Origin of the sequence: Pseudonocardia sp. HH130630-07 (genome assembly GCF_001698125.1) — a bacterium.
Taxonomy (GTDB): domain Bacteria; phylum Actinomycetota; class Actinomycetes; order Mycobacteriales; family Pseudonocardiaceae; genus Pseudonocardia.
In genome coordinates, this window is the sequence record NZ_CP013855.1 from 233,568 (window position 1) to 257,306 (window position 23,739).

Genomic DNA, 23,739 nt, shown 5'->3' on the forward strand with positions numbered 1-23,739 from the left:
GCCTGCCCAACCCCCTCACCTGAAGCGAAAGGACATCCGTCATGGTCACCGCTCGACCCTCCGCACGCATCACCGCGTCGGTCACCCTCACCACCGCCGTCCTGGCCGCGGCCCTGCTGACCGCGCCCCACACCGAGACCGGCGCCACCACCACCGCCCCCGGCGCCCCGCCCGCGGCCGAGCTCATCACCCACACCACCGACGTTCCGGCGGGCGCTGGGCGCGGGGTGCCGGCGACCGAGCTGCTCGCCGAGCTGGTCGTGCGCGACGACGCCGCCGGCGCCCCCGGCTACGACCGCGACGCCTTCGGCGCCTCGGGGTGGGGTGACCTCGACGGCGACGGCTGCGCCACCCGCGACGAGGTCCTCGCCCGCGACCTGACCGACGTCGAACTCGACCGCGACGACTGCACCGTCCTGTCCGGCACCCTCGACGACCCCTACACCGGCGACACGATCGCGTTCACCCGCGGCCGCGACACCAGCGACGACGTCCAGATCGACCACGTCGTCGCGCTCGCCGACGCCTGGCGCGCCGGCGCCGACCGGCTCACCGACGACGAACGGCTGGCCCTCGCCAACGACCCCGCCAACCTGGCCGCCGTCGACGGCCCCACCAACAACGCCAAGGGCGACCGCACTGCCGAGCGGTGGCTCCCGCCGGCCGCGGCCGCGCACTGCACCTACGCAACCACCCAGATCGAGATCAAGACCGACTACCAGCTCTCGGTCACCCGCCCCGAGCACGACGCGCTGGCCGCCGCGCTGAGCAGCTGCACCACCCCGGCCATCCCAGACGCAGCACCGGCCGCCCCGGCCCCCGACCAGGACACCGAGATCAGCGGCCCGGCCGACGGCGGGCTGCGCCCGGGGACCCACGTCGAGCTGGACATGCCGCTGGTCGGCCGGATCGTGGTCACTGTCGGCCCGGACGGCGTCCCGGCCCTGACCACCCCGGGAGCCTGACCATGCCCACCCCGACCGCCGGCATCACGCACGTCATCCCGCCAGCATTTTCGCCTGCAGAAACGCCAGCAGCCCCGCATGCACGCCCCGACCTGGGAGAGCCGATGGTGAGCGACGACGAGATCATGGCCATGTCGCAGGGCGACGCCGACCGCGCCGGCGTACGCGACCGGCGGGAGCAGGCCTGCGCGAGCCTGCACGCCGCGCAGGCCCGGCGGGTCGAGCCGCTCGGCGACACCGAGCTCACCGAGGCCTACCGGGAGCTGGAGCGCGACGCGCTGCAGCGGGCAGCGCAGGCCCGACGATGACCGCCACCATTCTCGCCAGCAACAACGCCAGCCGATACACAGGCAGGAACGCAGGCGACCCGCATCCCGCCGCGGTGTTCGGGGCCGTCCTGGCGATGCTGTGGGCCACCCACAACTCCGGGGACCACGTCGTCCAGACCGACGTCCAGGCGGCGAACAAGGCCGACACCCGACCGGGCCCGTACGTCGACGAGGACGGCGCCCGGCGGCCGGGATGGATCCAGGCGATGGCCGGGCACGTCGGCGGCTACACCGCCGTGCAGGTCGCCGGCCTCGTCGCGCTACGCGCCGTCGGGATCCGGCCCACCCTCGGCTCGACCGTCGCCGCGGTCACCTGGTCCGCAGCCACCCACGCCATCCTCGACCGGCGCACCCCGGTCACCGCGGTCCTACGGCGCGTCGGGGCGCCGCGGTTCGCGGCGCTGACGTCGCCGATCTGCGGCGGCTACCTCGCCGACCAGGCCCTGCACCACGCCGCACTCACCATCTCCGCGCTGCTACTCGCCAGGGGCAGCCGCCCCACCCCTACCGGAGGAAGCCACCAGCGATGAGTACCGATAACCCCACCGAGGCCGAGCGCGAGGCCGCCGAGTACGCCGCCTGGCTGGTCAAGCTGAACATCACCCCGGAGGAGCAGGCGAACTTCGACGCTGCCCGGGCCCGGCGTGCTGAGAACGCGAAGACCTTCGGCCGCACCTCGCACCGCCACTAACCACGACCACCGCCAGAGCTGAGCATCCCGAAAGCCGGCCCCGCTCCCACGCACGGGAGCGGGGCCGATCCACGTTCAAACCCAGAGTTCCGAGACGTGACCAGCACGATCCGAGGGCAAGGCGATCGGCAGATCGCCGCGGCAGCACCTGCCGTAGACCTGCAGACGACTCAGTCGAGGATCCCCGAGCAGGTCGAGCACCGGATCCGCGGCGCGACTCCGTTCGGGCGCGCCTCCGGGTACCAGCCCGCACCCGCGCACCGGCCGCTGACGTTGGCGTGACGGCGCTGCAGCTCCGGGAGCCGCGCCGGGGGCTGCCACCCGTCAGGGAGCTGCTCAGCGCCGCCTGAGACGCCCGCCAGCATCACGCCGGCGGCCGCCGGGATGGCCGAGACCGTCCAGTACGCGCCGCGCTGAGCGCGGGCCCACTCCCGGGCCGCCGCCTCGCTGGGGAACACCAGGTGCGGCTGGGAGTTGCGCGTCACCAGCCACATCGTGGTCGTACCGACGGGGATCGTCATCGTCGTCGCGCCCTTCCCGGCTCTCGGACTGATCTCGACCATCCAGCATGCCGGTCCCGGGCCCGCCGCGACAGCTACTGCTTACCCGCCCGGCGCTGCAGTGCGTTGACCTTGAGCCCGTACATCACGATGAGCAGCAACAGGGCGGTGATCACCTCTGAGGACGTGTGGCTGTCGAGTTCGGGCAGGAGTTCCTCCACCTCGTCGAGATCGGTTCTGGAGCCGGCTCGACGGTTGAACACCTGCCGGGCCAGCTCGTGCTCGCGATCGGTGCCCCGGAACGGGGTCATCGTGCGTACATCGAGTTCCGGCGGGATGGGGGCCCGGACGAGGTCCTCGGGGTAGCGGGCCAGCAGGATCCCGAACGCGGTGTTCGCTGCGTGTGTGAGCAGCATCGATCCCAACGACAGCTGGTCGACGATCACCCACAGCTCCTCCGCGGACGCGACGTCTTCCAGCGCGAACGGGACGGTGATGTCGAGGTCGATGCGCTCAAGCGCCTGTTCGATGTTGGTCAGGACTTTCTGCGGCGCCACCGTCATCCGGCCGTTCTCGCTGACACTGGCCCGGCTGTGGTCGTCGCTCCAGAATTCCCATGCCTCACGCAGGTTGTCGTCGAGGTGCTCGTGATCGCGGGACCCGCCGGGTTCAGCCATGCCGCTGAGGGTGACGCTCAGCGGCGACGAGCACGCCCGATTGCGCAGATTTCCCCTCGGGCTCCGAGGGAGGACAGGTACCTCCCACGGGGAGTCGGGGCACGATCGACCCTCACGAAAAGCTCGCTACCAGCGAAGATGGAGACACAGCCGAGACGGTTTAAGGCGTCCCCGTAGGCGCCCTCGTAGACGTCCCTGTAGGCGCCCCTGTAAACGCAGCACACTCGTCAGGTGGCTCGTACGTGGGCCGCGCTCGCACCGGCCGCTCGCCGTGGCGGCGCTGCGGCTCAGTGAGCGTCGCCCTGGCGGCGCACCCAGTGAGCGAGCAGCGGGCTGGGCACGTCGGCGTGCACGATCGGGACTCCGTCGAGTTCGTCGAGATCGGGGAGAAGGTCGGGCGGTAGGACCCAGGTGACGTCGTCGGCCAGGTCGTGGCGGCGCAGGCGGGACAGGACGGGTCGGCCCGCGCACAACGAGCGGGCGACGACCTGCTGGTCGGCTTCCGTGCTCATGGCGCCAGTGTGGGCCGGGCGGTGCCGATTCCGGCGGCGACGCGCGGGCAGAGCTGCCCACCGGTGCAGGCAGGGTCGGCGATGACGCAGCTCGGATCGCACCAGTGGTCTGTGCAGGTCACGGCGTGATACCGCCGCTGGGTCCAGCTCACAGCCGCAGCTTGGCACGAGGTACCGACAGTTTCGCGGCCGATGCCGGATAGCTCATGCACGGGCTCGGCAGCGCACCACGCACGGCGAGCTGGTAGGGGTGCCGTTAAGGAACGTGTCACCAGGGGCAAAGTAGCGGCGTGTGATCGCGGGGGTGGTGGGGCGGCTCGTTCGGTCGGCGGGCCGGTCAGTAGTCGGCGGTGAGCAGGTCGAGTGCGCGAGCCGGCTCAGCGTCGGTGGCGCGGCGTGCGCTGGAGAGAGCGGGACGACCAGGTGCTCCGCTGCCGACGGGTCTTGCTCGACCCCGATCAGAACCTTGACCGCGACCGCCGTCGACACGGACGCGTCAACCCTGTAGCGGATCGTTCAGCAGCCGTCCCGTCAGATCGCCGGGCAGTAGGCCGTGTTCGGCGAAGACCCGCCGCACGAGATCGCGGTAGTCGGGCTGAGCCAGGCCCTGGTCCTGAGCTCGGATTCCCTTCCAGGCGGCGACGGCATCGCGGGCCAGGTCCAGGACGACCTCGGGAGTGGTGATCCGGACGAACGGTTCGGCCACCGCCGCGGCGGTGGGTTCGGCCAGCGGGCGGGGGCTGATCAGCAGGACTGCACTGGCCTCGGGGGTTGGCTCGCCGCGGTCGAGGGCGATCGTCTTGAGCTGGTCGTTGACCTGGCGGACCGTGTCGTGGGAGATCAGGGTCTGCGGTTTCTGTTCGCTCTTGGCTTCTAGAGCGAGCCACCACCTTCGCGGCCAGATCCAGGCGCTGTCGGTGCGTCCGTGCCCGGCGGGTTTGTACGACTCGGCGCCGAGCAGCGCGCCGAGGGTAGACAGTCCTCGCTCGTAGCGGCGAGCCTCGGTCTGGTCGAGAGCCGCGAGCAGCTCGGAGTGCTGCGCGGCCCACGCGGCGCCGGTCGCGGTGCGCGGTCCGATCTGCACGGCGGCGTCGACCGCGGCCTCGTCGAACTCGTCGAGGACACGCTCGTCCGAGGGCAGGGCGTGCGCTTCGCGCAGCCAAAGAGTGGAACGGGCCGCAGCGTGAGCCTTGCGCAGCAGGTCCAGTGCCGAGCTGCGCAGCGTGGCGTCGTCAGCGTCCTCGGCGTGCTGTCCGAGCCATGCGGCGGCCAGGTAGGTCCAGAACGCCCGGTACCCGGCAAGTTCCGGTGACCGCAACGCGGCCGCAACGTCGAGCGCCTTGCGGCTCGCTGTGGGCAGGTCGCCCGCCCACAGCGCGTCGAGTGCACGTACCTCGTGGCGGGCGGCCGTGGCGAGCTCGGTGTTCTCCGCCGGGTCGGCGACCCTGGCCGAGCGGCGCGCGTCGAGTAGGTCCGGCTCAGCCTGCTCCAGCCATGCTGTGTCCTGGCCGAGGAACGAGCCGATGAACTCGCGCAGCTCGTCCGGCTCCACGGAGCTGTTCTGGCGGCCGAACCCGATCTCGGCCTGCAAGTCCGGGTGCAGCGCGGTGCGGACGTCCGGGCTGGCCAGGAAGCGCGTCAGCAGATCTCCGAGCACCACGACCACGCTGTAGTCCGACATACCCCGTGTGCAGCGCCCGGCGCCCTGCACCACCCGGGTGCGCTGGCGCTCCCGCAGCACCCGCCCGGCGAGCAGAGTCTCGGACAGAAACCGCTCCTGCAGGTGCGCGCCGCGCGGCATCCCGTCCAGGACGGTCACCCGGCACTCAGCGTCGGGCAGGTCGAGCCCGTCGTAGCGGTTGGCCAGCACGAGTACCCCGCTGGGCTTAGAGTGTGTTTGAGAAGGGTTGGCGTGTCTGCGTGACCACAGGCCCGTGGTGATCCACTGTGGGTGGTGATGACTCGACGTCGTAGGCGGTACCCGTCGGACACCAGTGACGAGCAGTGGGCGGTGGTCGAGCTTTTGTTGCCCGCGCCGGAGACCGGAGGGCGCCCGGAGAAGCATCCGCGTCGTGACGTGGTGGATGCGATCCTCTACGTGGTCCGGGCCGGATGCGCGTGGCGGGCGCTACCGGCGGACTTCCCGCCCTGGCAGAGGGTGTACTGGTACTTCAACCGGTGGGAGCGGCAGCGGGTCACCGAGAAGATCCTGCCCATCGTGCGCGGGCAGGTCGGGTGGCCGAAGGGCGTGATCCCGAGCCGAGCGCGGGGATCATCGACTCCCAGAGCGTCAAAGGGTCCGACACCGTCGGCACCCAGTCGCGCGGCTACGATGCCGGGAAGAAGGTCAACGGCCGGAAGCGGTTCATCGTCACCGACACACTCGGGTTGCTGCTGACGGTGATGGTCTGCTCGGCCGGGCGCCAGGACCGTGACGGCGCGAAGACCGCGCTGCTCGGCGCCTACCTGGCCACCGCGGTGCGGTTCATCTTCGCCGACGCCGGCTTCGCCGGACGCCTGGTCGACTGGGCACAGACCTTCCTGCGCACAACGATCGAGATCGTGCGTAAACCCGCAGGCCAGCGAGGTTTCGTGGTCATCCCGCGCCGGTGGGCGGTCGAACGCAGCCTGGCGTGGCTGACCGCCCACCGCCGGCTGGCCCGCGACTACGAACGCCACCCGGCCACCTCCGAAGCCATGATCCGCTGGGCCGCGATCAACACCATGACCCGCCGCCTCGCCCGCGGCGGACCCGCCACCCGGCAGCAACGACGCAGGTTCACGCCTACAACCCGATCTTCTCAAACACGCTCTAAGGCTGTTGCTCGGGCAGGTTCTTCACGGCGATCACGGGCTTCCCTCAAGCAGGGCGATGATCTGTTCGTTGAGTGCGTCGGCGCTGTCGGCGACGTCATCGAGGAGGGTGCGAGCCTCATCCAGGCTGGGTGCTTCTCGGACCGCGGTAGTCGGCGCGAGAGCGGCTACACTCCACGCCTGAGCGTGACGACTCGGCGTGTCGTGCTCGTATGGCCGTGATGCGCGAGCGGCGGCGAGCGCGAGCCGGGTACGGATGGAGCGCGCGGTGATGGCGCGGTAGTCGTCGTGCCAGCCGTAACGGTCAATCGCTGGCAGGAGAGTGGAGGCGGCGCGCCATCGCTGCGGCCCTCGGCATTCATGGCGGTGCGGGTCAGTGGTGTTCGGGGCGCGGGCGTTGGTGAGGTCCATGCGTGCCGATCCGCGCCCCAGCCCGTCGAGGATGCCGAGGATCTCCAGCCAGCGCACAACTGCGCAGGCCGGGCAGCGTCGCGGGTCGACATCGACGGGCACTGCCTGCTCACAGACCCGCACACGATCTGCGCCGATGGCGACCACCTCGGGTCCCAGCTCGCGGGCGCGTGCCTGCGGCAGGTTCAGGATCAAGGTGGTGACGACAAGAAACGCATCTCGCCGGCCGTGTAGCCCGTGTGGCCAGCCGCGGGTCGCGCAGGCGGCGATCATCTCGCTCGGGTCGGGGCTGTCGGCGCGAGCAGTCCGCGGGCGCGGTATCGAGACCGGTAGCGCCGCGGGTCTGGCCTCCGGGCGTGGGAGCAGGTGCCCGGCCTGGCGGTGAGCGGCAGCGATCGCACGCACCCGCCGCGCCTGGGTGGCCGGGCGTGCCGGCAGCGCGGCGAAGAACCCGGCCAGCGCGGTCACCGTGGCCGGCAAGGCTGGCTGCCCGGTCGCCGCGGCGTAGTCACAGAACAGCGTCCATTCCCGGCTGTAGCCGGCACCGGCGGTCTGCCGGGTCGGTTCTGCGTCGGTCGCCGGGCTGACCCGATCGGCAACTGGTCGATCAGCGTCGTCAGGGGCCGTGGTCATCGGACTCACAACCCCAGCCGGGTGACGGCGTTCCCGAGGAGTGGGGCGTGGTCGCGATCGTAGGTCTCGACCATGGCGTCGCTGCTGTGACGTGTCTGGCGGCGCACGGAGCGGTGGTCGGCGCCGTTGCGGCGGGCGGTGGTGACGAACCCGGCGCGCAGCGAGTGGAACCCCGTCGGGCCTGGCAGGCCCGCGGCCTCGGCGCGGCGACGGACCATGGCGTGCAGGGCATCTCCGGTCATCGAGGTGTCGGTGAGGGTGCCGCCGCGGCGGATCGCCCGCAGCAGCGGCGCGTCGCCGACCAGCGCGGGCACCGGTGCGCGCAACGACAGGGGTCTCTGGCCGGGATCATCCGCGGTGACGCTTTCGATCGGTGCAGCCGTGTCGGCAGCGGCGGTGGGGTCGGGGTGGTCGAACAGGTGCGCCAGGTCGGGCCAGGCTGGGGTGGCCAGGACGGTGCGCATCAGGGCTGGGCGCCCGTGCGGGCCGGCGGCGAGTAGCTGCATCCAGCGCAGTACCGCGCAGGGCGGGCAGGTCCCGGCCCGGGTCCCGTAGGGCAGCACCACGGTGGCTCCGCGACCGGTCTGGTCGGTCTTGGACCGGGTGATGTGCACGTGCAGCCCGTCGACCGGGTGGAAGGTCACGTCGGCGGCGGTGAGGGCGGCGAGCTCGCTGCGACGTAGCGCGCCGGTGAGGCCGATCAGCAGTGCGGCGGCGTCGCGGGCGGCGATCAGCCCACCGGGCCAGGTCCCGAACTCCATGTCTGCGAGCACGGTGCGCAGGTCGTCCAGGAGGAGTGGGCGCATCTGGTGGGTGGTGTGGGCGCGGGCTCGTTTGATGCCGGTCAGCACGGCACCGACCGCTGGGTCGCGGGTCGGGGACGGGTGGCCGGCGTCGTGGTGGGCGGCGGCGATCGCGGCCAGGCGCCGGCCCATCGTGGCCGGGGAGTACACCGCCTGTCCGGCGGGGGTGCGGGTGGCTTCGAGGTCGGCCAGGTAGAGCCGCACGGTGTCCACCGCCGCCGGCAGGGCTTCCAGACCCGCTGCGGCGCACCAGCGGGCGAAGTGCGCCCGGTCCCCGGCGTAGGCGTGCCGGGTGCGCGGTGCCCGCGCGGCGGTGGCGTGGGCGTCGGCGCGGGCGGCCAGCGCCGCGAGGGAGGCGGCCCGGGCCGCGGCGGCCGCGACCCCACTGGGCAGCACCGCGGTGTCGGGCTGGGTGTCGGGCTGGGTGTCGGGCTCGGTCGTGGCGCCCGCTACAGGGCCCAGTTCAGGGTCCGGGCGGGTGTCGGCGGCCTTCCCCACGCTCATCCGGGCCCCCTCCTGGACATGGACCTGCACCCGCGTCTACGGGATAGGTCAGATAACCGGAGATTATCGTAGGTCTCAATCCACGGGGCGGAAGCGACCAGGGGGCGTGTTCCGGCACCCGCGCAGCGGGGGCTCGATGGCCTCGGATCCGGGCTCCTGCAACGGCCCTGACCTGTGGTTCTATGCAGTTCGAGGGCGGTCGGCGTTCGCGTGAGCGACGCCTCGGGCGACCTGACGCGCCGCCCCTGGCCGGGATCTGACGTCTGTAGCCGCCCTGCTCACGTTGCGATACAATGCGATACATGGTGGGCGATCTCTGGTGGCGGGATCAGGACGCCGACTACATCCGGCGACGCGGCGAGCGCTACCCGGGAGCGACGGGGATCGAACCGGGCTGGACGCTCGAAGCCGCGCAGGACCCCCGACGGATCGTGCGCGACCCGGATCCGAGAAGCCGCAGCGCCGCACTGCGGATCATCGGCTACTCACCGACCGCGGGATTCGTGCTCACGGTGATCGCCACCCGGGCCCACCACGCCGGCGTCACCGCGTGGAAGACCAGCGGAGCCGACCTGCGCTCCTACCAACGACAGGAGGGCCCATGACCACCAACGACGATCGCCACTCCCACATCGACGCAGAGGTGGCCGCTGTCCGCGCCGACTACGCCGAAGAGGAAGCCGAGGCCGCGGAGACCGAGATCGCCGAGCGCACCGCAGCCCTGGACGTGCCTCTGAACCTGCGCATCGACCGCGACCTCGACGCGCAACTCAGGCAACGGGCCGCCGCCGCGCAGATCCCCACCTCGGCGCTGGTGCGACGCCTGCTGCGCGCCGCCGTGCACGAGCACGCCGCCCCGGTGCTCACCGTGGAACAGGTCGAAGCCATCGCCCGCCGAGTACTCGCCGACACCGCCAACAGCTGACCAGTCTGGCGTCAGCTTGAAATCGAACAGATGTGCGATGCTGTTGGGGTGGTGAATGAGCCGCCCGCTCAGCGGCGCGCGTCCCAGCTCCGGGAGAACCGCGACCGCACACACGAGGCAGCGCAGAAGCTTCGCCACCGCATCAACGTCGGTCGTTACGCCGGGCTCCGGCACCCGGATGAGCTCTACGTCCTCGCCGCGATGCTCGAAGCCTGCGCATTCGAGATGGACCGGTTGCCGTCGCAGACCGGGCGCGCCGCGCTCGCCGCGGTGCGGGAGCTGCTCGACGATGACCTGGAGAAGGCGGGGCACGTGGAGCCGCTCTCCGCCGGGGACGGCCACTGAGGAGAGGAACGACATGTCCGACGACCAGCAGGCCTCTACTCCGACGGTTCGGTCCCGCGCCCTCGCTGCCGGGATCACCGAGGAACGGCTCCAGAAGCACTTCGACCGCGGAGCGGTCCTGCTCAACGGGGTCCTAGTGGCAGACCTGGACACCCCGGCACCAGTGGGGACGTCCCGGGTGAACTTCGGCGGGCAGTAGACCACCACCCCGGCCGCCGGTGACCTGCCGAAACATATGGTGACGCCCCGATTCGTCGGGGTGAGCCGGTAACCTACGAGGTGCTCAGGAGGTGGGACCGATGACCAGCCGCCCGGAGGGCGACCTGTCGATCGACCAGGTACGCGCGCACCGCAAGACCATGATCGACGTAGGGCGGAGATTGCCCGGGAGTCCGCTGGCCGAGACCGCGGCCCAGCTACGCGCGGCCGGGCTAGCCGAGCCGCTCACCAGGGCCCCGATCATCGTCGACACCGATCTGGGCGGGGACGCCGACGACGCCCTGGCGCTGGTCGCGGCCGCCCGGCACCAGCCCGACCTGGCGTTGGTGCTGACCGCGGACGAGACCGGGCCCGAGCAGGGCTACGGACAGCGGGCGCGGTTCGCCCGCCACCTGCTCGACACCGTCGGCCGCCGCGATGTCGCGGTCGCCGCCGGCGCGACCGCGGGGCGCACTGACTACTTCTGCGTCGCCGACCTCATCCCCGCCTCCGTCCCGGCGGTGCACGGCGGCCGTGACGCGGTCCTGGCCGCCGTGGCCGAGGTCGCTGGGCAGTCGGAGGGGCCGATCCGCTGGGTCGGGATGGCGCCCCTGTCGAACCTGGCCGAGGTGTGTGACCACCTGCCTGAGATCGCCGCCCGGCTGCAGGTGACCCAGATGGGCGGCGCGATCGACTACCGGCGCCCTGAGCGCGCCGAGCACAACATCCGGCTCGACGTCGACGCCGCACGCCGCGTCCTGACCGCCGTGGGCGACGGGCGCCTGGCGAAGCCGCGGTTCGTCATCTCCGATGTCACCTTCACCGACCAGATAGCTGTCCACGCCGCGCACCCGCTGCACCAGCGCCTGGCCGCGGCCAGCGAGCCGTGGGCCCGGCTGCTGGCCGATCACCTCGATCGCTGGTATGCCGCGCACCACGCCTCGACGCTGCAGCACGACGCGCTGACCCTGTCGGCCGCGCTGGGGCTGCCGTTCGTGCGCGCGGCCACGACCCGCATCGCGATGGACGAGAGCGGCCGCTGGACCCGGGACGAGGACGGGACCGCGCTGAGGCTGAGCCGCAGCGCCGACTACCCGGCGTTCATGACCTGGCTGGCCGAGGCCCTCGACCCGACCGTGGAGCCCGCGGCCGCGCCGGCCACCGCCGCAGCTTCGTCCGGCGTGCGGCGGCCGGCCTGAGCACTCCACGCCCCGGCAGCCCCGGCGGCCCCGCCGATCTTGCCGCGATCCACCGTACCTATGAACTCCGCTCCACCGACGAGCAGGAGGCTGTGTGCGGACGGAGCTGACCTCCGGATGGCTCTCATGGCGGCGACGCTAGGAAGGAGGGTGGGTGGAGTGACTCGGCGACGCGGTGGAGACCCGGGTGGAGATCGCGGGGATCGGATCTCCACCCGGGTCTCCACCTCCGGGATGTGTCACTTCGCCCACCACGGTTCCTACCGTCGGCGCCATGGATATGACTCTTGCCGCCGGGACCGACGACGTCCAGACGATCATCACGTTCCTACTGGTCCGGGGCCTGATCATCGCTGCGGCGGTGCTCGGGCTCATCACCCTGCTGGTGATCGCATTCCTGCTGGTCCGACGCGCCGGGCGCCTGCGCGAGGCCAAGCAGTTGGTCCGGCCGGTCGCCCGGGCCATGGGCAACCGCACCGGTGCGGTCGGCGCCGTGAGCTGGCACGCCAACCGCTATCTGGACGACGACGCCCGCGGGGGCGGCCCTCGCCGTCAGGACCGGCGGTGACCGGCCGTCCCGCGACCGCCCCGGCATACTGTGGGCCCCGTGCCGACGACGACCCCGCCTCCACGCCGGGTGTGGTCCCGACTCCTCGCGGGAGATCCTGAGTACGGGTGGTTCGGGAAGCTGCTCGGCACGGTCGTCGTGCTGGCCACGCTCGTCACCTCCGAGACGCCACCGGGAGCGGAGTGGGCCTGGCTGCCGCTTGGCCTGGCGACGGCGTGCTGGCTGTTCTTCGTACTGGCCGACGCGCGGGTCCGCGGCTGGCCCGCCGCCGCACTGGTCACCGGCGCGGGCGCTGCGGCCCTCACCGGGTTCGCCACCACCGGGTTCTCCCCGATCGACGCCTCCGGTCTCGCCCTCGCCCTGGCATGCCTCGCCATGGCGGCCGTACACCCCGACATCCGGCCACCGGCCGCGGTCACGATCACCGTCGCGGTCGCCGCCATGTTGATCGCAGGAACACTCCTCCCCTCGCCCGGGTCGCCGGACGACGGGCTGGAACGGGCCGCGCTGATCGCGGTCGTCGCCACGATCGCGCTGCTGTCGGGGCTCCTGCGCCGCGCCCATCAGCAGCGAGCGGCCGAGACCGCGGTACTGCTCGAACAGACCCGCGCCGCCCAGGACGAACGGACGCGCGCAGCGGCACTGGAGGAGCGCACCCGCATCGCCCGTGACCTGCACGACGTCCTTGCACACAGCCTGGGTGCCCTCGGCATCCAGCTCGAGGTCGCCGAGGCGCTACTGGCCGAACACGACGACCCCGACGCGGCGCTGGAACGGGTGTCCCGCGCCCGCAGCCTGGCCGCCGAGGGCCTCACCGAGGCACGGGCCGCCGTCGCCGCCCTCCGCCGCGACGCCCGCCCACTGCCCGACGCTCTCGCCGAACTCGCCGTCGAGCACGCCAGGGACCGGCTCGGCGACCACCCCGAGATCGAGGTCGTCGGCACACCCCGTCCGCTCAGCACGGCGGCAGAGGTGGCCCTGGTCGACACCGTGCGGGAAGCACTCGTCAACGCCGCCCGGCACGCCCCGAACGCCACGACGGGGGTGGTCCTGACGTTCCGCCCCGACGAGATCCGTGTGACCGTCCACAACGGTGGCCCGGTCGCGGCGCCGACCACCCGCGGGACACCCGGACACGGCCTGACCGGAATGCGTGAGCGGCTCGCGCTGGTCGGCGGACGCCTCACCGCCGGCCCCGACGGATCGGGCTGGACCGTCCTCGCGGAGGTACCCGACGCATGAGCCCCGCCCTCCAGATCATCGTGGCCGACGACCAAGCGGTCGTCCGCGAAGGCCTGACAGCCCTGCTGGACCTGGCCGACGACATCACCGTGACCGGCTCGGCGGCACACGGTGGCGAGGTCCTCGAACTCCTCGAACACGTCCCGTGCGACGTCGTCCTCATGGATCTGCGCATGCCCGTGCTCGACGGGGTCGCAGCCACCGCGCGCATCACCGCCAACCACCCCGAGGTGGCGGTGCTGGTACTCACCACCTACGCCGACGGCGACTCGGTGACGGGCGCACTCGCCGCCGGGGCCCGCGGCTACCTGACCAAGGACACCGGCCGTGCCGAGATCGCCGCAGCCATCCGCTCCGCCGCCTCCGGACAGTCCACATTCGACGCCGCGGTATCCTGCCGCCTGCTCTCGGCACTCGCCGCCGCCCCTCCGACCCGCGCCGCCGACCCCGCCAGGGACGGACTGACCACCCGCGAGCAGGAAGTACTCGGCCACATCGGCGACGGCCTGTCCAACGCCGAGATCGCCGCACGCCTCGTCGTCTCACCGGCCACCGTCAAGACACACATCAACAACGCGTTCGCGAAGATCGGTGCGACCAGCCGGACCGAGGCCTCCCGATACGCGTTCCGGGCGGGCCTCGCCACGCCCTGACCACATCGAGCCGACAGTTGGGGTGACCTCGACGGCGACGGCTGCGCCACCCGCGACGAGGTCCTCGCCCGCGACCTGACCGACGTCGAACTCGACCGCGACGACTGCACCGTCCTGTCCGGCACCCTCGACGACCCCTACACCGGCGACACGATCGCGTTCACCCGCGGCCGCGACACCAGCGACGACGTCCAGATCGACCACGTCGTCGCGCTCGCCGACGCCTGGCGCGCCGGCGCCGACCGGCTCACCGACGACGAACGCCTGGTCCTCGCCAACGACGAGCACAACCTGGTCGCCGTCGACGGCCCCACCAACAACCGCAAGGCGGACCGCACCGCCGAGCGGTGGCTCCCACCGGCCGCTGCACCTACGCGACCACCCAGATCGAGATCAAGACCGACTACCAGCTCTCGGTCACCCGCCCCGAGCACGACGCTCTCGCCGCCGCGCTGACCAGCTGCACCACCCCGGCCGCCGACCGGGACACCGAGATCAGCGGCCCGGCCGCCGGCGGGCTGCGCCCGGGGACCCACGTCGAACTGGACATGCCGCTGGTTGGCCGGATCGTCGTCACCGTCGGCCCGGACGGCGTCCCGGCCCTGACCACCCCGGGAGCCTGACCATGTCCGCTACGACCCCCGAGATCACGCACGTGGTCCCGCCAGCGTTTCCGCCTGCAGAAACGCCAGCGGCCCCGCATGCACGCCCCGACCTGGGAGATCCGATGGTGAGCGACGACGAGATCATGGCCATGCCGCAGGGCGACGCCGACCGCGCCGGCGTGCGCGACCGGTGGGAGCAGGCCTGCGCGGGCCTGCACGCCGCGCAGGCCCGGCGAGTCGGGCAGCTCGGCGACACCGAGCTGACCGAGGCGTATCGGGGGCTGGAGCGCGACGCGCTGCAGCGGGCAGCGCAGGCCCGACGATGACCGCCAGCATTCTCGCCAGCAACAACGCCAGCCGATACACCGGCGGGAACAGGACTGGCTGCTCTGACCACGGCTGCTCAAGGCGCAGACTCGCAAGCTCGACGGTCTGCGCACGCACGGCCAATCCCGGATCCCCCGTGAACTGCACCACCCCGCGCGCACTACCGGTAGCCGGTGAGCCCGTCGGCCAACTGCTCGTCGTCCCCGTCGCGCAGGGCGTACAACGCCTGCTGGAGCGCGAACGTGCCACGGATCGTGGCGATCCGCTCCGGAATTCCGTCGCCCGCCCAGCCGCCGAGAGTGAGCACCCGGTCCAGCGCCTCGTCGCCGTAGCTGGCCCCGATTGCGGCCAGGTCCTCGGCCGGGTCCCCGATACCGACGTCGTCCCAATCGACCACACCACTCAGCCGCAGTGCCCCGTCCGACGTCTCCCACAGGACGTTCTCGCTGCCGAGGTCGCCGTGCACGACCGCCGATGTGACATGTGGCAGGTCTTCCAGCGCCACGAGCTCACGCTCGGCCCGTTCCCGGCCCCCGTCGGACATCAGTCCGAACAGCTCGGCCCGCACCCCGGCCGCGAACCGTCTCCACTCGTCGACAGGTGCTTCCGGCAAGACAGCACGCACCTTCTCCTCAGCGCCCGCGGCCGCAAGTCGGGAAAGCAGGGTCACGCACTGCCGCGCCACCTCCGGCCGCCCGACGGCGTCCTGCCTCAACGGCGCTCCGGGCACACGGGTCAACACCAGGTACGGCGGCTCCTCCGTACCTTGAGCGCCTCCCGCGGCCAACGGCTGTGGAGTACGGAAGCCGAGCTCGATCCCGGAGAGGGTGTCCAGCACGGACGCCCGCTCGGGCAGTCGTACGGCGGACGCCGCGGTGCGTGCGAAGCACACCACTCGCGTCGAACCGATCACCACGTGGTGAAACTGTCCTTTGTGGACGACGAGTTCATCGGGTGCGTCCACGGGCAGTAGGCGACCGAGGAGGTCGCGATGGGTGTCGATGATATCCATACCGAACAGATCTCCGTTCTGCGAGTATCCGGCTGCCAGGAATCGGTAGGCCGGCTGAGTACGAGCATCAGCTGGACTATCAGATGGCATGGGCTGCCTCGAACTCGGTGGGGCTGATCATGCCCAGACTTGAGTGCAGTCGGCGGTTGTTGTACCACTCGACCCAGCTGGCGGTGGCGTACTCGACGTCGGCGATCGTGCGGTAGGGGCCGTCGTGGAAGACTCGGGTGCGGATGCATTCGGCCTTGTAGAGGCCGTTGATGGTCTCCATCAGGGCGTTGTCGTAGGCGTCGCCGACGCTGCCGACCGAGGGCCGTATGCCCTCGAGGTGCAGGTGCTCGGTGAACCGCAGACTCGTATATTGCGACCCGGCATCGGAATGGCAGATCAGCTGGTCCCGGGCCACGGCTTTGCCCTCGTGGGCACGTCGCCACAGCGCCATCCGTAACGGCACGTCCACCAGCTCGACGTCACGAGTGAGCGCGGCGTGCCAGCCCACGATCTTCTGCGAGAAGCAGTCCACGATGAACGCCACGTAGGTGAACGACTGATACGTGCGCACGTAGGTGAAGTCGGTGACCCACTTGCTGTCGGGTGCTGAGGCGGTGAAGTTGCGGTCGAGCAGATCAGCGGCCCGCTGGGCGGTCGAGTCCGGGATGGTCGTGCGCGGCCGTTTCCCGCGGACCACTCCGGCCAGCCCCACCGAGCGCATCGCCCGGTCGACCGCTCCGAACCCAGCCTCGGGCAGCACCGTTCGACGGATCAGGGCCAGCATCTTGCGACGCCCATAAAGTCCCTCTGGGGCCAGCACCGGTTCGCCGGCGCGGTTGGTGGTGAACGCCGCCGCACGGACGGCGTCTTCGACCAGGGCGTCGGTGACGGTCCGGGCCGCGACCCGGCCGGCGGCGCCGTTCCTGGTGCCGGTCCGAGCGCACCAGGCCCGCAAGGTTCGTGCCGCGATCGTGAGCCCCAGGGTGTTGAGGGCAGCAAGGATCGACTCGACGGCATGACCAGCAGCCCGCATCTGATCGACGAACGCGACGATCAGCGGTTTCGGGGGTCGAGCTCCCCCACGAAGAAAATCGTCGCCGACTTGAGGACCTCGTTGACCTCGCGCAGGCGCTTGTTCTCCGCCCGCAACCGCCGCAGCTCCTCGCGGTCATCGCTGGTCACGCCCGCTACGACGCCGGTGTCGACGTCGTGCTGGGACACCCAGCGACGCACGGACTCACGCGACACCCCGAGTGACTCAGCGACCTGGACATGCACGGCACGCTCGGTCGAGTACGCCGAACGATGCTCGGTCACCAGACGCACAGCCTGGCTCCGAACCGCTGGGTCGATCTTCTTGGGCACGACACCCATCCTCTCAGCCTGCTCACAACGGAGCGGCAGAGAAGCCGGGACGGTTCACCTGCCCGAGCCGGTCCTGTGGCGGGCGAAGAACCACTACCCGGCGACGCACGATCCCGGTTACACCGCGGGCCTGCAGGAACTGGCCCGCACCTGCCTGGACGTGGACGGTGTCACCGACGTCGTCGACCGTGCCCGGATCGACCCGCTGCTCGACGGCCCCGCCGCCGCCCTCGACTGGGGCACCCGGCTGCGGCTGGAACGCGTCGTCGATCTCGCGCTGTGGCTGGAGCACGCCCGCCCCGAGCTGACGATCTGAAGGAGGACGACGTGCCGACCCCTCACCCGGCCGAACCGGTCCCGCTGGCCGGCCCGGACCACAAGCGCGATCCCTACCCGCTCTACACCGAGCTGCGCGACCGCTGCCCGATCCACCGGGTCACGTTCCCCAGCGGGGTGGACGCCTGGCTGGTGACCGGCTACGACGCCGCGCACGCCACCCTGAACGACCGCCGCCTCGGCAAGGACCACCGCCTCGGCAACGACGGCTGGCGGGCCAGGGCGTCGATCATGCCCGAGCCGCAGCACTCACTGCTGCAGGTGCACCTGCTGCACCAGGACCCGCCGGCACACACCGTGCTGCGCCGGCTGGTGACCGACGCCTTCACCCCGCGCGCGGCCGAGGCGGCGCGCCCCCGGATCCAGCGCGTCGCCGACGACCTGGTCGACCGGCTGCCGGTCGACGGCCCGGTCGACCTCGTCGCCGGGTTCGCCGCCCACCTGCCGTTCCGGGCGCTCGCGCCGGCGATCGGCCTGCCCGACGGGCTCGCCGCCGGGTTCCGCCCGGAGTGGGGCGGCGTCGTCGCACCGGTCGGGCCGGCCGACCCGCGCCGCGCGTACTACGAGGGCCTGCTGCACGGGCTGCAGACCTACATCGCCGAGGTCGTGGCCGGAGTGCGCGGACTGCCCGGTGACGGCCTGCTCACCAGCCTGGTCGCCGCGCACGACGACGGCGCCGTCACCGCCGAGCAGCTCGGCTCGATGGTGTTCCAGCTGCTCGTCGCCGGGCAGGAACCGGTCACGAACCAGCTCACGACGGCGCTCGTCGCACTGCTGCGGCGCCCGGCGGACCTCGACCGGCTCGCCGCGGATCCCGCGCTGCTGCCTCGTGCGGTCGAGGAGCTGCTGCGCTACGACAGCGCTTTCGAGCTCACGACCTGGCGGTTCCTGGCCGAACCGGACGACCTGCACGGCCGTCCGGTGCCCGCCGGGGACTCGGTGATCGTCTCGTTGTGCGCGGCGAACCGGGACCCGCGCCGCTTCGACCGGGCCGACGACCTGGTGCTCGACCGCAGTCCCAACCCGCACCTGGCGTTCGGGCACGGCATCCACTTCTGCCCCGGGGCCGCGCTGGCCCGGGTGCAGCTGCAGGTGGCGCTCGGGACCCTGCTCGCCCGGCTGCCCGGGATGCGCCCGGCCGTGTCCCTGGAGGAGCTGGAGTGGATCGGATCCGTGCTCGGCCGCGGTGTCCGCGCGCTGCCGGTCTCGGCGCCCCGCCGCCGCCCGGCCGGATCCGGCGGGACGGCCCGGTGAACGCCGGCCCGGTCGTCGAGGACGTCCTGCGGGTGCTGCTCCGGCACCGCAGGGCGCCGCGCGGCGAGGACGCGCCCGGCCCCGGGGCGTTCGACGCCCAGCGCGCCCAGATCGGCGCCGCCGTCGCGGCCGGCCGGCCGATCCGGCTGGTACTGCCCGCGTTCCCCTGCAAATCGCCCAATCCGGCTAAGAGGTCGTTGCAGAAGTCCGGGAGCGGGTGCTGGGGGTGCGAGGAGCGGTGGGAGCATCGCAGCATGGCGAGGCCTCGGGTGACGACGAAGACGAAGATCTTCCGGATCGAGATCGTGTTGGTCGATGTCGAGCCGACCGTGCGACGGGTGGTCGAGGTTCCGGGTGAGGCCAGCCTCGCGGTCCTGCACGAGGTCGTGCAGGACGCGATGGGCTGGACCAACTCCCACCTGCACGAATTCGAGATCGACGGTGTCCGCTACGGGCTGCCTGATCCGGATTGGGACACCGGCACGCTCGACGAGGCCAAGACGAAGTTGTTCCGGGTGCTGGCTGCCGGTGATGACGCCGGCTACGTCTACGACTTCGGCGACAACTGGCACCACGTTTTGGTCGTCGACGCGGTCACCATCCCAGAGCCTGGGGTGCGGTACCCACGCTGTGTCGAGGGTCAGGGTGCGTGTCCGCCCGAGGATGTGGGCGGGGTGTTCGGCTACTCGGAGTTCGTCGACGCGCTCGCCGATCCCGATCATGCTGAGCACGCCGAGCGGGTCGAGTGGTGGGGCTCGGACCGGTTCGACCCACACCACTTCGACCTCGTCGCCACCGACCGAGCGCTGGAGCGTTTGGCCGGGGCGAGCGCGACGGCGCGGTCCTGATCCACCGCGAGGGGTCGTTCAGGGCAGACGGCGCAAACAGATCAACGCGCACGCCAGTTTCAGCAAGGCCTCGATGCTGGTGCGGGAGCGTTCGTAGCGCAGCCCGAGCCGCCGGAACGACAGCAGCCAGGCCATCGTGCGCTCCACGACCCACCGGACCCGGCCGAGCCGGGAGGAGTCTTCGACTCCGCGGCGAGCGATCCGCACCCCGATCCCGCGCCCGGTCAGGTAGCGGCGACACCGTGGATAGTCGTAGCCCTTGTCGGCGTGCAGCTTGCCGGGACGCCGCCGCGGGCGTCCGGCCTGGCCGCGCCGTTCGCGGACGCCGGGGTTGGTGTCGAGCAGCTCGGCCAGTATCCGGCTGTCGTGGGTGTTCGCGCCGGTCACGACCGCGTGCAGCGGCAGGCCGTTGCGGTCGCATAACACGTGGTACTTCGACCCGGCCTTCCCACGATCGGTCGGCGAGGGCCCCGTCTGTTCGCCGCGGCGCTTGGCGCGCACGCTGACCGAGTCCACCGCAGCTCGCGACCAGTCCAGAACCCCGGCCTGGCCGAGCCGATCGAGCACTACTCGGTGCAGCTCATCCCAGACCCCCGCCCGCTGCCAGTCGCGTAGCCGTCGCCAGCAGGTGGTCCCTGATCCACAGCCCAACTCGGGCGGCAGGTCGTTCCAGCCGATCCCCGTGGTCAGCACGAACACGATCCCCGCCAGCGCGGCCCGGTCCGGTACTGGTGGCCGGCCGGTCCGCGCGCCTCGCCGACGTGGCCGAGGACGGGGAAGCAGCGGCTCAATCAGCTCCCACAGCTCGTCGGTGACCAGTCGTTCGACCGTCGATGCCCTTGCCATCAACTCTGAGCATCACCCGACCAGGTCCATCTACATAGGACCAACACGCCCCGACTTCTGCAACGACCTCTTAAGACGAGCCGCTCCGTGCGGCGCACCTCGGACCCTCCACGGCAGAGTTCACCGCAGCACCCCTCTCGCCTGCCGCCGCCGTCGCCCCGACGGGCAGCGTCACCGGCCCCTGACCCCGCAGCAGCCACAACGCTGGCGGTATCCATCGGTAAACCGGTTGCCCCTCACGCCAGGGTTGGTCTATGTCTGAGCTTCTGGCACCCGAGCTGCTCGGCGTCGACCCGCGTGCCCGGTTTCTGCTGATCAACGCCGATGACCTGGGAATGCACCCCGCGATCGACCGTGGCATCTTCGCCGCCCTCGATCACGGCATCGCCCGCTCGACCAGCCTGATGACGACGTGCCCAGCGAGCGACGCGGCCCTCGACACCCTCTGCTCTCGACCCGACATCGCGTTTGGGATCCATCTCACCCTGGTACGCGACCACCACGACGACACCTGGGCCCCACGGGCACCCGCATCCGATATTCCGTCGCTGCTCGATCCCGACGGGCTCCTACCGCTGCACGCCGACGCCGACGAGCTTCTGGCCCGGGCGCTGCCCCGGGAGATCGAGACCGAGTTCCGGGCGCAAGTGCACGTCGTGCTCGAGCACGGCCTGCACCCCACACACCTGGACTTCCACTGAGCCTTTTTCAACCTGCCGTTCCGGCAGCTCAGGGGCCTGGTTGTGTGGGTGCAGACGCCGAGCTAGCGAGCCGGTGACCTGTGCAGCTGTGGTCAGAGCAGTTGCGCTGCAACCTTCGCGATCTCCTGACGCAGAAGCTCGCTGGTCAGGTTGAAAAAGGCTCACTGCCTCGCCGATGGTGGCCGGCGCGAGTTCTTCGACGCCGCAGCACGTCTCGCCGCCGAGCACGGTCTCGCTGTGCGGGTCTGGCTCGATCCCGGCCGGCGCCGAGCCCGAGCGGCCGGCCTACCCGTTGTCGATCACCCGTTCGTCGACAGCTTCGCCCTCGACCCGACGAGCAAGCCCACCGACTACGAACAGATGCTGCGGCACCTACCACCGGGGCTCACCGAGTGGGCCGTCCACCCGTCCGTCGACGATCTCGCAGCGCGCATCCGTGACCCGCACGGCTGGGCGGTGCGCACCAGCGACTACGAGTTCCTGACCTCACCCCGCGCCGCCGAGATCCTCGACCAGGAAGACATCACGCTGATCGACTACCGGCCACTGCAACGCGCGTGGCGCACTGCCGGTGGGCTACCCGCCTCAGAGGCGACCAGGTCGTAGGCGATCAGGTCGCCGGTGTGGAGATGTGGTCATCACGTCGTCGGTCGAGTCGGGCCACGGTCTACAAGTGGATCCGCCGCTACCACGCCGAGGGCTGGGCGGGTCTGATCGAGCGCTCCAGCCGCCCGCGCCGCTGCCCGACCCGCACCAGCACCGAGGTCGAGAACCGGGTCCTCGAGCTGTGCCGACTGCGTCATCGCGGGCCGATGTTCCTGGCCGGCGAGCTCGGGTGGGTCGCCTCGACCGTCGGGCGGATTCTGGCCCGCCACCACGCGGGCCCGCTGGCCGCGACCGACCCGATCACCGGCGCACCGGTCCGCCAACGCCGCAGCGGCCGCCGCTACCAGCGATCACGTCCCGGCGAGCTACTCCACATCGACGGGTGGCCGCCGTCGCGGCAGGAGAATCCCGCCTAGCCGAGAGAGAGTCTGGTTGTGCTTCATCGTCGCGTTGCGTCTGAGGAAAGCCGAGGTCAGCGCCGCGGGATGCTTCTCCCGTCTCACCGGATAGGATCGCGGTCATGTCTTCTCCTGAGCTCGGCCGACGTGTGCGTCAGCAGGGCGCGGACATCGATGCGCTCTACGAGATCAGCGAGCGCATCGAAACCAAGATCGACACCCTGGCCGGTGACACTGCTCAGCGCTTCGACACCCTCGACGGCGACACGACCCGCCGCTTCGACGGGATCGAGCGCGAGCTGCAGCAGAACCGGGAGCTGCTCACTCAGATCCTGCAGCGCCTGCAGGGCTGAGCCGGACGGGACCGGACACGCGGCGCTGCATCTGGTTCGTCGGCAGTCGACCGCGGGCTGAGCGGGACGTCGTCTTCGCTGGGCATCGGTGCTTCTGCCCGTCGTCGGGGCGGACGGTTTCGGTGGTTTCGATGATCCGGGTGGGGCCCGGTTAACGACGGTGGTGATGGGCCGAGAGGACCGCCGTTACTACGCCGCAGAGCCCTACTAGTGTCCTGAGTTGTTAAGAGGTCGTTGCAGAAGTCGGGGCGTGTTGGTCCTATGTAGATGGACCTGGTCGGGTGATGCTCAGAGTTGATGGCAAGGGCATCGACGGTCGAACGACTGGTCACCGACGAGCTGTGGGAGCTGATTGAGCCGCTGCTTCCCCGTCCTCGGCCACGTCGGCGAGGCGCGCGGACCGGCCGGCCACCAGTACCGGACCGGGCCGCGCTGGCGGGGATCGTGTTCGTGCTGACCACGGGGATCGGCTGGAACGACCTGCCGCCCGAGTTGGGCTGTGGATCAGGGACCACCTGCTGGCGACGGCTACGCGACTGGCAGCGGGCGGGGGTCTGGGATGAGCTGCACCGAGTAGTGCTCGATCGGCTCGGCCAGGCCGGGGTTCTGGACTGGTCGCGAGCTGCGGTGGACTCGGTCAGCGTGCGCGCCAAGCGCCGCGGCGAACAGACGGGGCCCTCGCCGACCGATCGTGGGAAGGCCGGGTCGAAGTACCACGTGTTATGCGACCGCAACGGCCTGCCGCTGCACGCGGTCGTGACCGGCGCGAACACCCACGACAGCCGGATACTGGCCGAGCTGCTCGACACCAACCCCGGCGTCCGCGAACGGCGCGGCCAGGCCGGACGCCCGCGGCGGCGTCCCGGCAAGCTGCACGCCGACAAGGGCTACGACTATCCACGGTGTCGCCGCTACCTGACCGGGCGCGGGATCGGGGTGCGGATCGCTCGCCGCGGAGTCGAAGACTCCTCCCGGCTCGGCCGGGTCCGGTGGGTCGTGGAGCGCACGATGGCCTGGCTGCTGTCGTTCCGGCGGCTCGGGCTGCGCTACGAACGCTCCCGCACCAGCATCGAGGCCTTGCTGAAACTGGCGTGCGCGTTGATCTGTTTGCGCCGTCTGCCCTGAACG

32 protein-coding genes and 1 pseudogene are annotated in these 23,739 nt (G+C 71.3%); 25 read left to right on the forward strand and 8 right to left on the reverse strand.

All coding sequences use genetic code 11. The annotated features are described in order from the left end of the window. Positions 1-41: 41 nt before the first annotated feature. The 4 genes from AFB00_RS29850 to AFB00_RS33705 all read left to right on the forward strand — a co-directional run bounded on the left by AFB00_RS29850 (position 42) and on the right by AFB00_RS33705 (position 1,985). Positions 42-965 (forward strand): HNH endonuclease family protein, encoded by a 924-nt coding sequence (locus AFB00_RS29850; protein ID WP_068800880.1) that lies wholly within the window; start codon positions 42-44, stop codon positions 963-965. 104 nt (positions 966-1,069) lie between these two features. Continuing rightward, complete coding sequence (locus AFB00_RS29855) at positions 1,070-1,273, forward strand: hypothetical protein (RefSeq protein ID WP_068800881.1); 204 nt, start codon at positions 1,070-1,072, stop codon at positions 1,271-1,273. A gap of 74 nt (positions 1,274-1,347) precedes the next feature. Next, positions 1,348-1,824, forward strand: coding sequence for a hypothetical protein (locus AFB00_RS29860; RefSeq protein ID WP_231974542.1), 477 nt, complete (start codon positions 1,348-1,350; stop codon positions 1,822-1,824). After that, positions 1,821-1,985, forward strand: a complete 165-nt coding sequence (locus tag AFB00_RS33705; RefSeq protein WP_156819900.1) for a hypothetical protein — start codon at positions 1,821-1,823, stop codon at positions 1,983-1,985. The genes AFB00_RS29860 and AFB00_RS33705 overlap by 4 nt, the downstream gene beginning before the upstream one ends. Positions 1,986-2,155: 170 nt before the next feature. On the opposite strand, the gene AFB00_RS29865 is transcribed toward AFB00_RS33705, so the two are convergent. From AFB00_RS29865 to AFB00_RS29880, 4 genes are all read right to left on the reverse strand, one after another. Then, a complete protein-coding gene (locus AFB00_RS29865; RefSeq protein ID WP_156819901.1) occupies positions 2,156-2,506 on the reverse strand; it encodes a hypothetical protein in 351 nt (116 codons plus the stop codon). 74 nt (positions 2,507-2,580) lie between these two features. Continuing rightward, on the reverse strand, positions 2,581-3,162 hold the full coding sequence (locus tag AFB00_RS29870) for a hypothetical protein (RefSeq protein WP_068800883.1): 582 nt from the start codon (positions 3,160-3,162) through the stop codon (positions 2,581-2,583). Between the two features lie 287 nt (positions 3,163-3,449). After that, positions 3,450-3,674, reverse strand: coding sequence for a hypothetical protein (locus AFB00_RS29875; RefSeq protein WP_068800884.1), 225 nt, complete (start codon positions 3,672-3,674; stop codon positions 3,450-3,452). Positions 3,675-4,170: 496 nt separating this feature from the next. Further along, positions 4,171-5,544 (reverse strand): hypothetical protein, encoded by a 1,374-nt coding sequence (locus AFB00_RS29880; protein WP_068800885.1) that lies wholly within the window; start codon positions 5,542-5,544, stop codon positions 4,171-4,173. Between the two features lie 87 nt (positions 5,545-5,631). Between AFB00_RS29880 and AFB00_RS36500 the strand changes: the two are divergent. Beyond that, positions 5,632-5,823 (forward strand): annotated as a pseudogene (locus AFB00_RS36500) (transposase); the annotation flags it as partial. Between the two features lie 86 nt (positions 5,824-5,909). Continuing rightward, complete coding sequence (locus tag AFB00_RS36505; RefSeq protein ID WP_442965887.1) at positions 5,910-6,710, forward strand: transposase; 801 nt, start codon at positions 5,910-5,912, stop codon at positions 6,708-6,710. An 827-nt stretch (positions 6,711-7,537) separates the two neighbouring features. Here the strand turns inward: AFB00_RS36505 and AFB00_RS29895 are convergent. Continuing rightward, positions 7,538-8,839: a tyrosine-type recombinase/integrase gene (locus tag AFB00_RS29895; RefSeq protein WP_156819902.1), complete on the reverse strand. Its 1,302-nt coding sequence runs from the start codon at positions 8,837-8,839 to the stop codon at positions 7,538-7,540. Between the two features lie 302 nt (positions 8,840-9,141). Between AFB00_RS29895 and AFB00_RS29900 the strand changes: the two genes are divergently transcribed. The 11 genes from AFB00_RS29900 to AFB00_RS29945 all read left to right on the forward strand — a co-directional run bounded on the left by AFB00_RS29900 (position 9,142) and on the right by AFB00_RS29945 (position 14,900). Next, the gene (locus AFB00_RS29900) at positions 9,142-9,444 is read left to right on the forward strand and encodes a hypothetical protein (RefSeq protein ID WP_068800887.1); all 303 of its coding nucleotides are present in this window, start codon (positions 9,142-9,144) and stop codon (positions 9,442-9,444) included. Beyond that, positions 9,441-9,764, forward strand: coding sequence for a ribbon-helix-helix protein, CopG family (locus AFB00_RS29905; RefSeq protein ID WP_068800888.1), 324 nt, complete (start codon positions 9,441-9,443; stop codon positions 9,762-9,764). Before AFB00_RS29900 ends, AFB00_RS29905 begins: the two co-directional genes overlap by 4 nt. Before the next feature lie 48 nt (positions 9,765-9,812). Further along, positions 9,813-10,109 carry a hypothetical protein gene (locus AFB00_RS29910; RefSeq protein WP_068800889.1) on the forward strand — a complete coding sequence of 99 codons (297 nt, stop codon included), beginning with the start codon at positions 9,813-9,815 and terminating at the stop codon, positions 10,107-10,109. Between the two features lie 13 nt (positions 10,110-10,122). Continuing rightward, positions 10,123-10,308 (forward strand): hypothetical protein, encoded by a 186-nt coding sequence (locus AFB00_RS29915; protein ID WP_068800890.1) that lies wholly within the window; start codon positions 10,123-10,125, stop codon positions 10,306-10,308. 100 nt (positions 10,309-10,408) lie between these two features. Continuing rightward, positions 10,409-11,506, forward strand: a complete 1,098-nt coding sequence (locus AFB00_RS29920; RefSeq protein WP_068800891.1) for a nucleoside hydrolase — start codon at positions 10,409-10,411, stop codon at positions 11,504-11,506. A 274-nt stretch (positions 11,507-11,780) separates the two neighbouring features. Further along, positions 11,781-12,074: a hypothetical protein gene (locus AFB00_RS29925; protein WP_156819903.1), complete on the forward strand. Its 294-nt coding sequence runs from the start codon at positions 11,781-11,783 to the stop codon at positions 12,072-12,074. Positions 12,075-12,113: 39 nt separating this feature from the next. Beyond that, positions 12,114-13,316: a sensor histidine kinase gene (locus AFB00_RS29930; protein WP_156819904.1), complete on the forward strand. Its 1,203-nt coding sequence runs from the start codon at positions 12,114-12,116 to the stop codon at positions 13,314-13,316. Further along, positions 13,313-13,969 (forward strand): response regulator transcription factor, encoded by a 657-nt coding sequence (locus tag AFB00_RS29935; RefSeq protein ID WP_068800894.1) that lies wholly within the window; start codon positions 13,313-13,315, stop codon positions 13,967-13,969. The genes AFB00_RS29930 and AFB00_RS29935 overlap by 4 nt, the downstream gene beginning before the upstream one ends. A 75-nt stretch (positions 13,970-14,044) precedes the next feature. Beyond that, positions 14,045-14,425, forward strand: coding sequence for a GmrSD restriction endonuclease domain-containing protein (locus AFB00_RS32645; protein ID WP_083276248.1), 381 nt, complete (start codon positions 14,045-14,047; stop codon positions 14,423-14,425). Continuing rightward, entirely contained in the window at positions 14,317-14,592 is a 276-nt protein-coding gene (locus AFB00_RS35310; protein ID WP_068800895.1) for a hypothetical protein, read from the forward strand. The genes AFB00_RS32645 and AFB00_RS35310 overlap by 109 nt, the downstream gene beginning before the upstream one ends. A gap of 104 nt (positions 14,593-14,696) precedes the next feature. Beyond that, on the forward strand, positions 14,697-14,900 hold the full coding sequence (locus AFB00_RS29945; RefSeq protein ID WP_068800896.1) for a hypothetical protein: 204 nt from the start codon (positions 14,697-14,699) through the stop codon (positions 14,898-14,900). A gap of 161 nt (positions 14,901-15,061) precedes the next feature. Here AFB00_RS29945 and vph read toward each other — a convergent pair whose 3' ends face one another. Next, entirely contained in the window at positions 15,062-15,913 is an 852-nt protein-coding gene (gene vph / locus AFB00_RS29950) for a viomycin phosphotransferase (protein WP_068800897.1), read from the reverse strand. Positions 15,914-15,992: 79 nt separating this feature from the next. Beyond that, positions 15,993-17,269, reverse strand: a protein-coding gene (locus AFB00_RS29955; RefSeq protein ID WP_156819905.1) for an IS3 family transposase whose coding sequence is annotated in 2 segments (ribosomal slippage) — positions 15,993-16,996 and positions 16,996-17,269 — 1,278 coding nt in all. Because the reading frame shifts where the segments join, the coding sequence is not laid out codon by codon here. Between AFB00_RS29955 and AFB00_RS33710 the strand changes: the two genes are divergently transcribed. Genes AFB00_RS33710 through AFB00_RS33715 form a run of 3 tightly spaced genes read left to right on the forward strand, consistent with a single transcriptional unit; the run spans position 17,262 to position 19,707 of the window. Beyond that, the gene (locus AFB00_RS33710; protein WP_156819906.1) at positions 17,262-17,585 is read left to right on the forward strand and encodes an asparagine synthase-related protein; all 324 of its coding nucleotides are present in this window, start codon (positions 17,262-17,264) and stop codon (positions 17,583-17,585) included. The genes AFB00_RS29955 and AFB00_RS33710 overlap by 8 nt on opposite strands. 11 nt (positions 17,586-17,596) lie before the next feature. Further along, complete coding sequence (locus AFB00_RS29965) at positions 17,597-18,859, forward strand: cytochrome P450 family protein (protein WP_068798736.1); 1,263 nt, start codon at positions 17,597-17,599, stop codon at positions 18,857-18,859. Then, entirely contained in the window at positions 18,856-19,707 is an 852-nt protein-coding gene (locus AFB00_RS33715; RefSeq protein WP_197520018.1) for a plasmid pRiA4b ORF-3 family protein, read from the forward strand. The genes AFB00_RS29965 and AFB00_RS33715 overlap by 4 nt, the downstream gene beginning before the upstream one ends. 18 nt (positions 19,708-19,725) lie before the next feature. On the opposite strand, the gene AFB00_RS29975 is transcribed toward AFB00_RS33715, so the two are convergent. Beyond that, complete coding sequence (locus AFB00_RS29975; protein ID WP_060713947.1) at positions 19,726-20,553, reverse strand: IS5 family transposase; 828 nt, start codon at positions 20,551-20,553, stop codon at positions 19,726-19,728. Positions 20,554-20,807: 254 nt separating this feature from the next. Between AFB00_RS29975 and AFB00_RS29980 the strand changes: the two genes are divergently transcribed. From AFB00_RS29980 to AFB00_RS30000, 5 genes are all read left to right on the forward strand, one after another. Next, on the forward strand, positions 20,808-21,254 hold the full coding sequence (locus AFB00_RS29980) for a ChbG/HpnK family deacetylase (protein WP_068800899.1): 447 nt from the start codon (positions 20,808-20,810) through the stop codon (positions 21,252-21,254). Positions 21,255-21,404: 150 nt separating this feature from the next. Further along, the gene (locus AFB00_RS29985; protein WP_231974543.1) at positions 21,405-21,860 is read left to right on the forward strand and encodes a ChbG/HpnK family deacetylase; all 456 of its coding nucleotides are present in this window, start codon (positions 21,405-21,407) and stop codon (positions 21,858-21,860) included. Between the two features lie 23 nt (positions 21,861-21,883). Further along, the gene (locus tag AFB00_RS29990) at positions 21,884-22,276 is read left to right on the forward strand and encodes a helix-turn-helix domain-containing protein (protein ID WP_156819909.1); all 393 of its coding nucleotides are present in this window, start codon (positions 21,884-21,886) and stop codon (positions 22,274-22,276) included. A gap of 104 nt (positions 22,277-22,380) precedes the next feature. Next, positions 22,381-22,611: a hypothetical protein gene (locus AFB00_RS29995; protein WP_156819910.1), complete on the forward strand. Its 231-nt coding sequence runs from the start codon at positions 22,381-22,383 to the stop codon at positions 22,609-22,611. 297 nt (positions 22,612-22,908) lie between these two features. Then, entirely contained in the window at positions 22,909-23,736 is an 828-nt protein-coding gene (locus tag AFB00_RS30000) for an IS5 family transposase (RefSeq protein WP_060713947.1), read from the forward strand. Positions 23,737-23,739 lie beyond the last annotated feature (3 nt).

What these genes read in the sequence shown, in the direction of transcription:
- AFB00_RS29865 (WP_156819901.1), bottom strand. Translation starts at nt 2,506, where the DNA reads ATGACGATCCCCGTCGGTACGACCACGATGTGGCTGGTGACGCGCAAC.
- AFB00_RS29935 (WP_068800894.1), top strand. Translation starts at nt 13,313, where the DNA reads ATGAGCCCCGCCCTCCAGATCATCGTGGCCGACGACCAAGCGGTCGTC.
- AFB00_RS29850 (WP_068800880.1), top strand. Translation starts at nt 42, where the DNA reads ATGGTCACCGCTCGACCCTCCGCACGCATCACCGCGTCGGTCACCCTC.
- AFB00_RS29920 (WP_068800891.1), top strand. Translation starts at nt 10,409, where the DNA reads ATGACCAGCCGCCCGGAGGGCGACCTGTCGATCGACCAGGTACGCGCG.
- AFB00_RS33705 (WP_156819900.1), top strand. Translation starts at nt 1,821, where the DNA reads ATGAGTACCGATAACCCCACCGAGGCCGAGCGCGAGGCCGCCGAGTAC.
- AFB00_RS29895 (WP_156819902.1), bottom strand. Translation starts at nt 8,839, where the DNA reads ATGAGCGTGGGGAAGGCCGCCGACACCCGCCCGGACCCTGAACTGGGC.
- AFB00_RS29855 (WP_068800881.1), top strand. Translation starts at nt 1,070, where the DNA reads ATGGTGAGCGACGACGAGATCATGGCCATGTCGCAGGGCGACGCCGAC.
- AFB00_RS29875 (WP_068800884.1), bottom strand. Translation starts at nt 3,674, where the DNA reads ATGAGCACGGAAGCCGACCAGCAGGTCGTCGCCCGCTCGTTGTGCGCG.
- AFB00_RS29870 (WP_068800883.1), bottom strand. Translation starts at nt 3,162, where the DNA reads ATGGCTGAACCCGGCGGGTCCCGCGATCACGAGCACCTCGACGACAAC.
- AFB00_RS29990 (WP_156819909.1), top strand. Translation starts at nt 21,884, where the DNA reads ATGTGGTCATCACGTCGTCGGTCGAGTCGGGCCACGGTCTACAAGTGG.
- vph (WP_068800897.1), bottom strand. Translation starts at nt 15,913, where the DNA reads ATGGATATCATCGACACCCATCGCGACCTCCTCGGTCGCCTACTGCCC.
- AFB00_RS29900 (WP_068800887.1), top strand. Translation starts at nt 9,142, where the DNA reads ATGGTGGGCGATCTCTGGTGGCGGGATCAGGACGCCGACTACATCCGG.
- AFB00_RS29915 (WP_068800890.1), top strand. Translation starts at nt 10,123, where the DNA reads ATGTCCGACGACCAGCAGGCCTCTACTCCGACGGTTCGGTCCCGCGCC.
- AFB00_RS29975 (WP_060713947.1), bottom strand. Translation starts at nt 20,553, where the DNA reads ATGGCAAGGGCATCGACGGTCGAACGACTGGTCACCGACGAGCTGTGG.
- AFB00_RS30000 (WP_060713947.1), top strand. Translation starts at nt 22,909, where the DNA reads ATGGCAAGGGCATCGACGGTCGAACGACTGGTCACCGACGAGCTGTGG.
- AFB00_RS29925 (WP_156819903.1), top strand. Translation starts at nt 11,781, where the DNA reads ATGGATATGACTCTTGCCGCCGGGACCGACGACGTCCAGACGATCATC.
- AFB00_RS29980 (WP_068800899.1), top strand. Translation starts at nt 20,808, where the DNA reads ATGTCTGAGCTTCTGGCACCCGAGCTGCTCGGCGTCGACCCGCGTGCC.
- AFB00_RS29905 (WP_068800888.1), top strand. Translation starts at nt 9,441, where the DNA reads ATGACCACCAACGACGATCGCCACTCCCACATCGACGCAGAGGTGGCC.
- AFB00_RS29995 (WP_156819910.1), top strand. Translation starts at nt 22,381, where the DNA reads ATGTCTTCTCCTGAGCTCGGCCGACGTGTGCGTCAGCAGGGCGCGGAC.
- AFB00_RS29945 (WP_068800896.1), top strand. Translation starts at nt 14,697, where the DNA reads ATGGTGAGCGACGACGAGATCATGGCCATGCCGCAGGGCGACGCCGAC.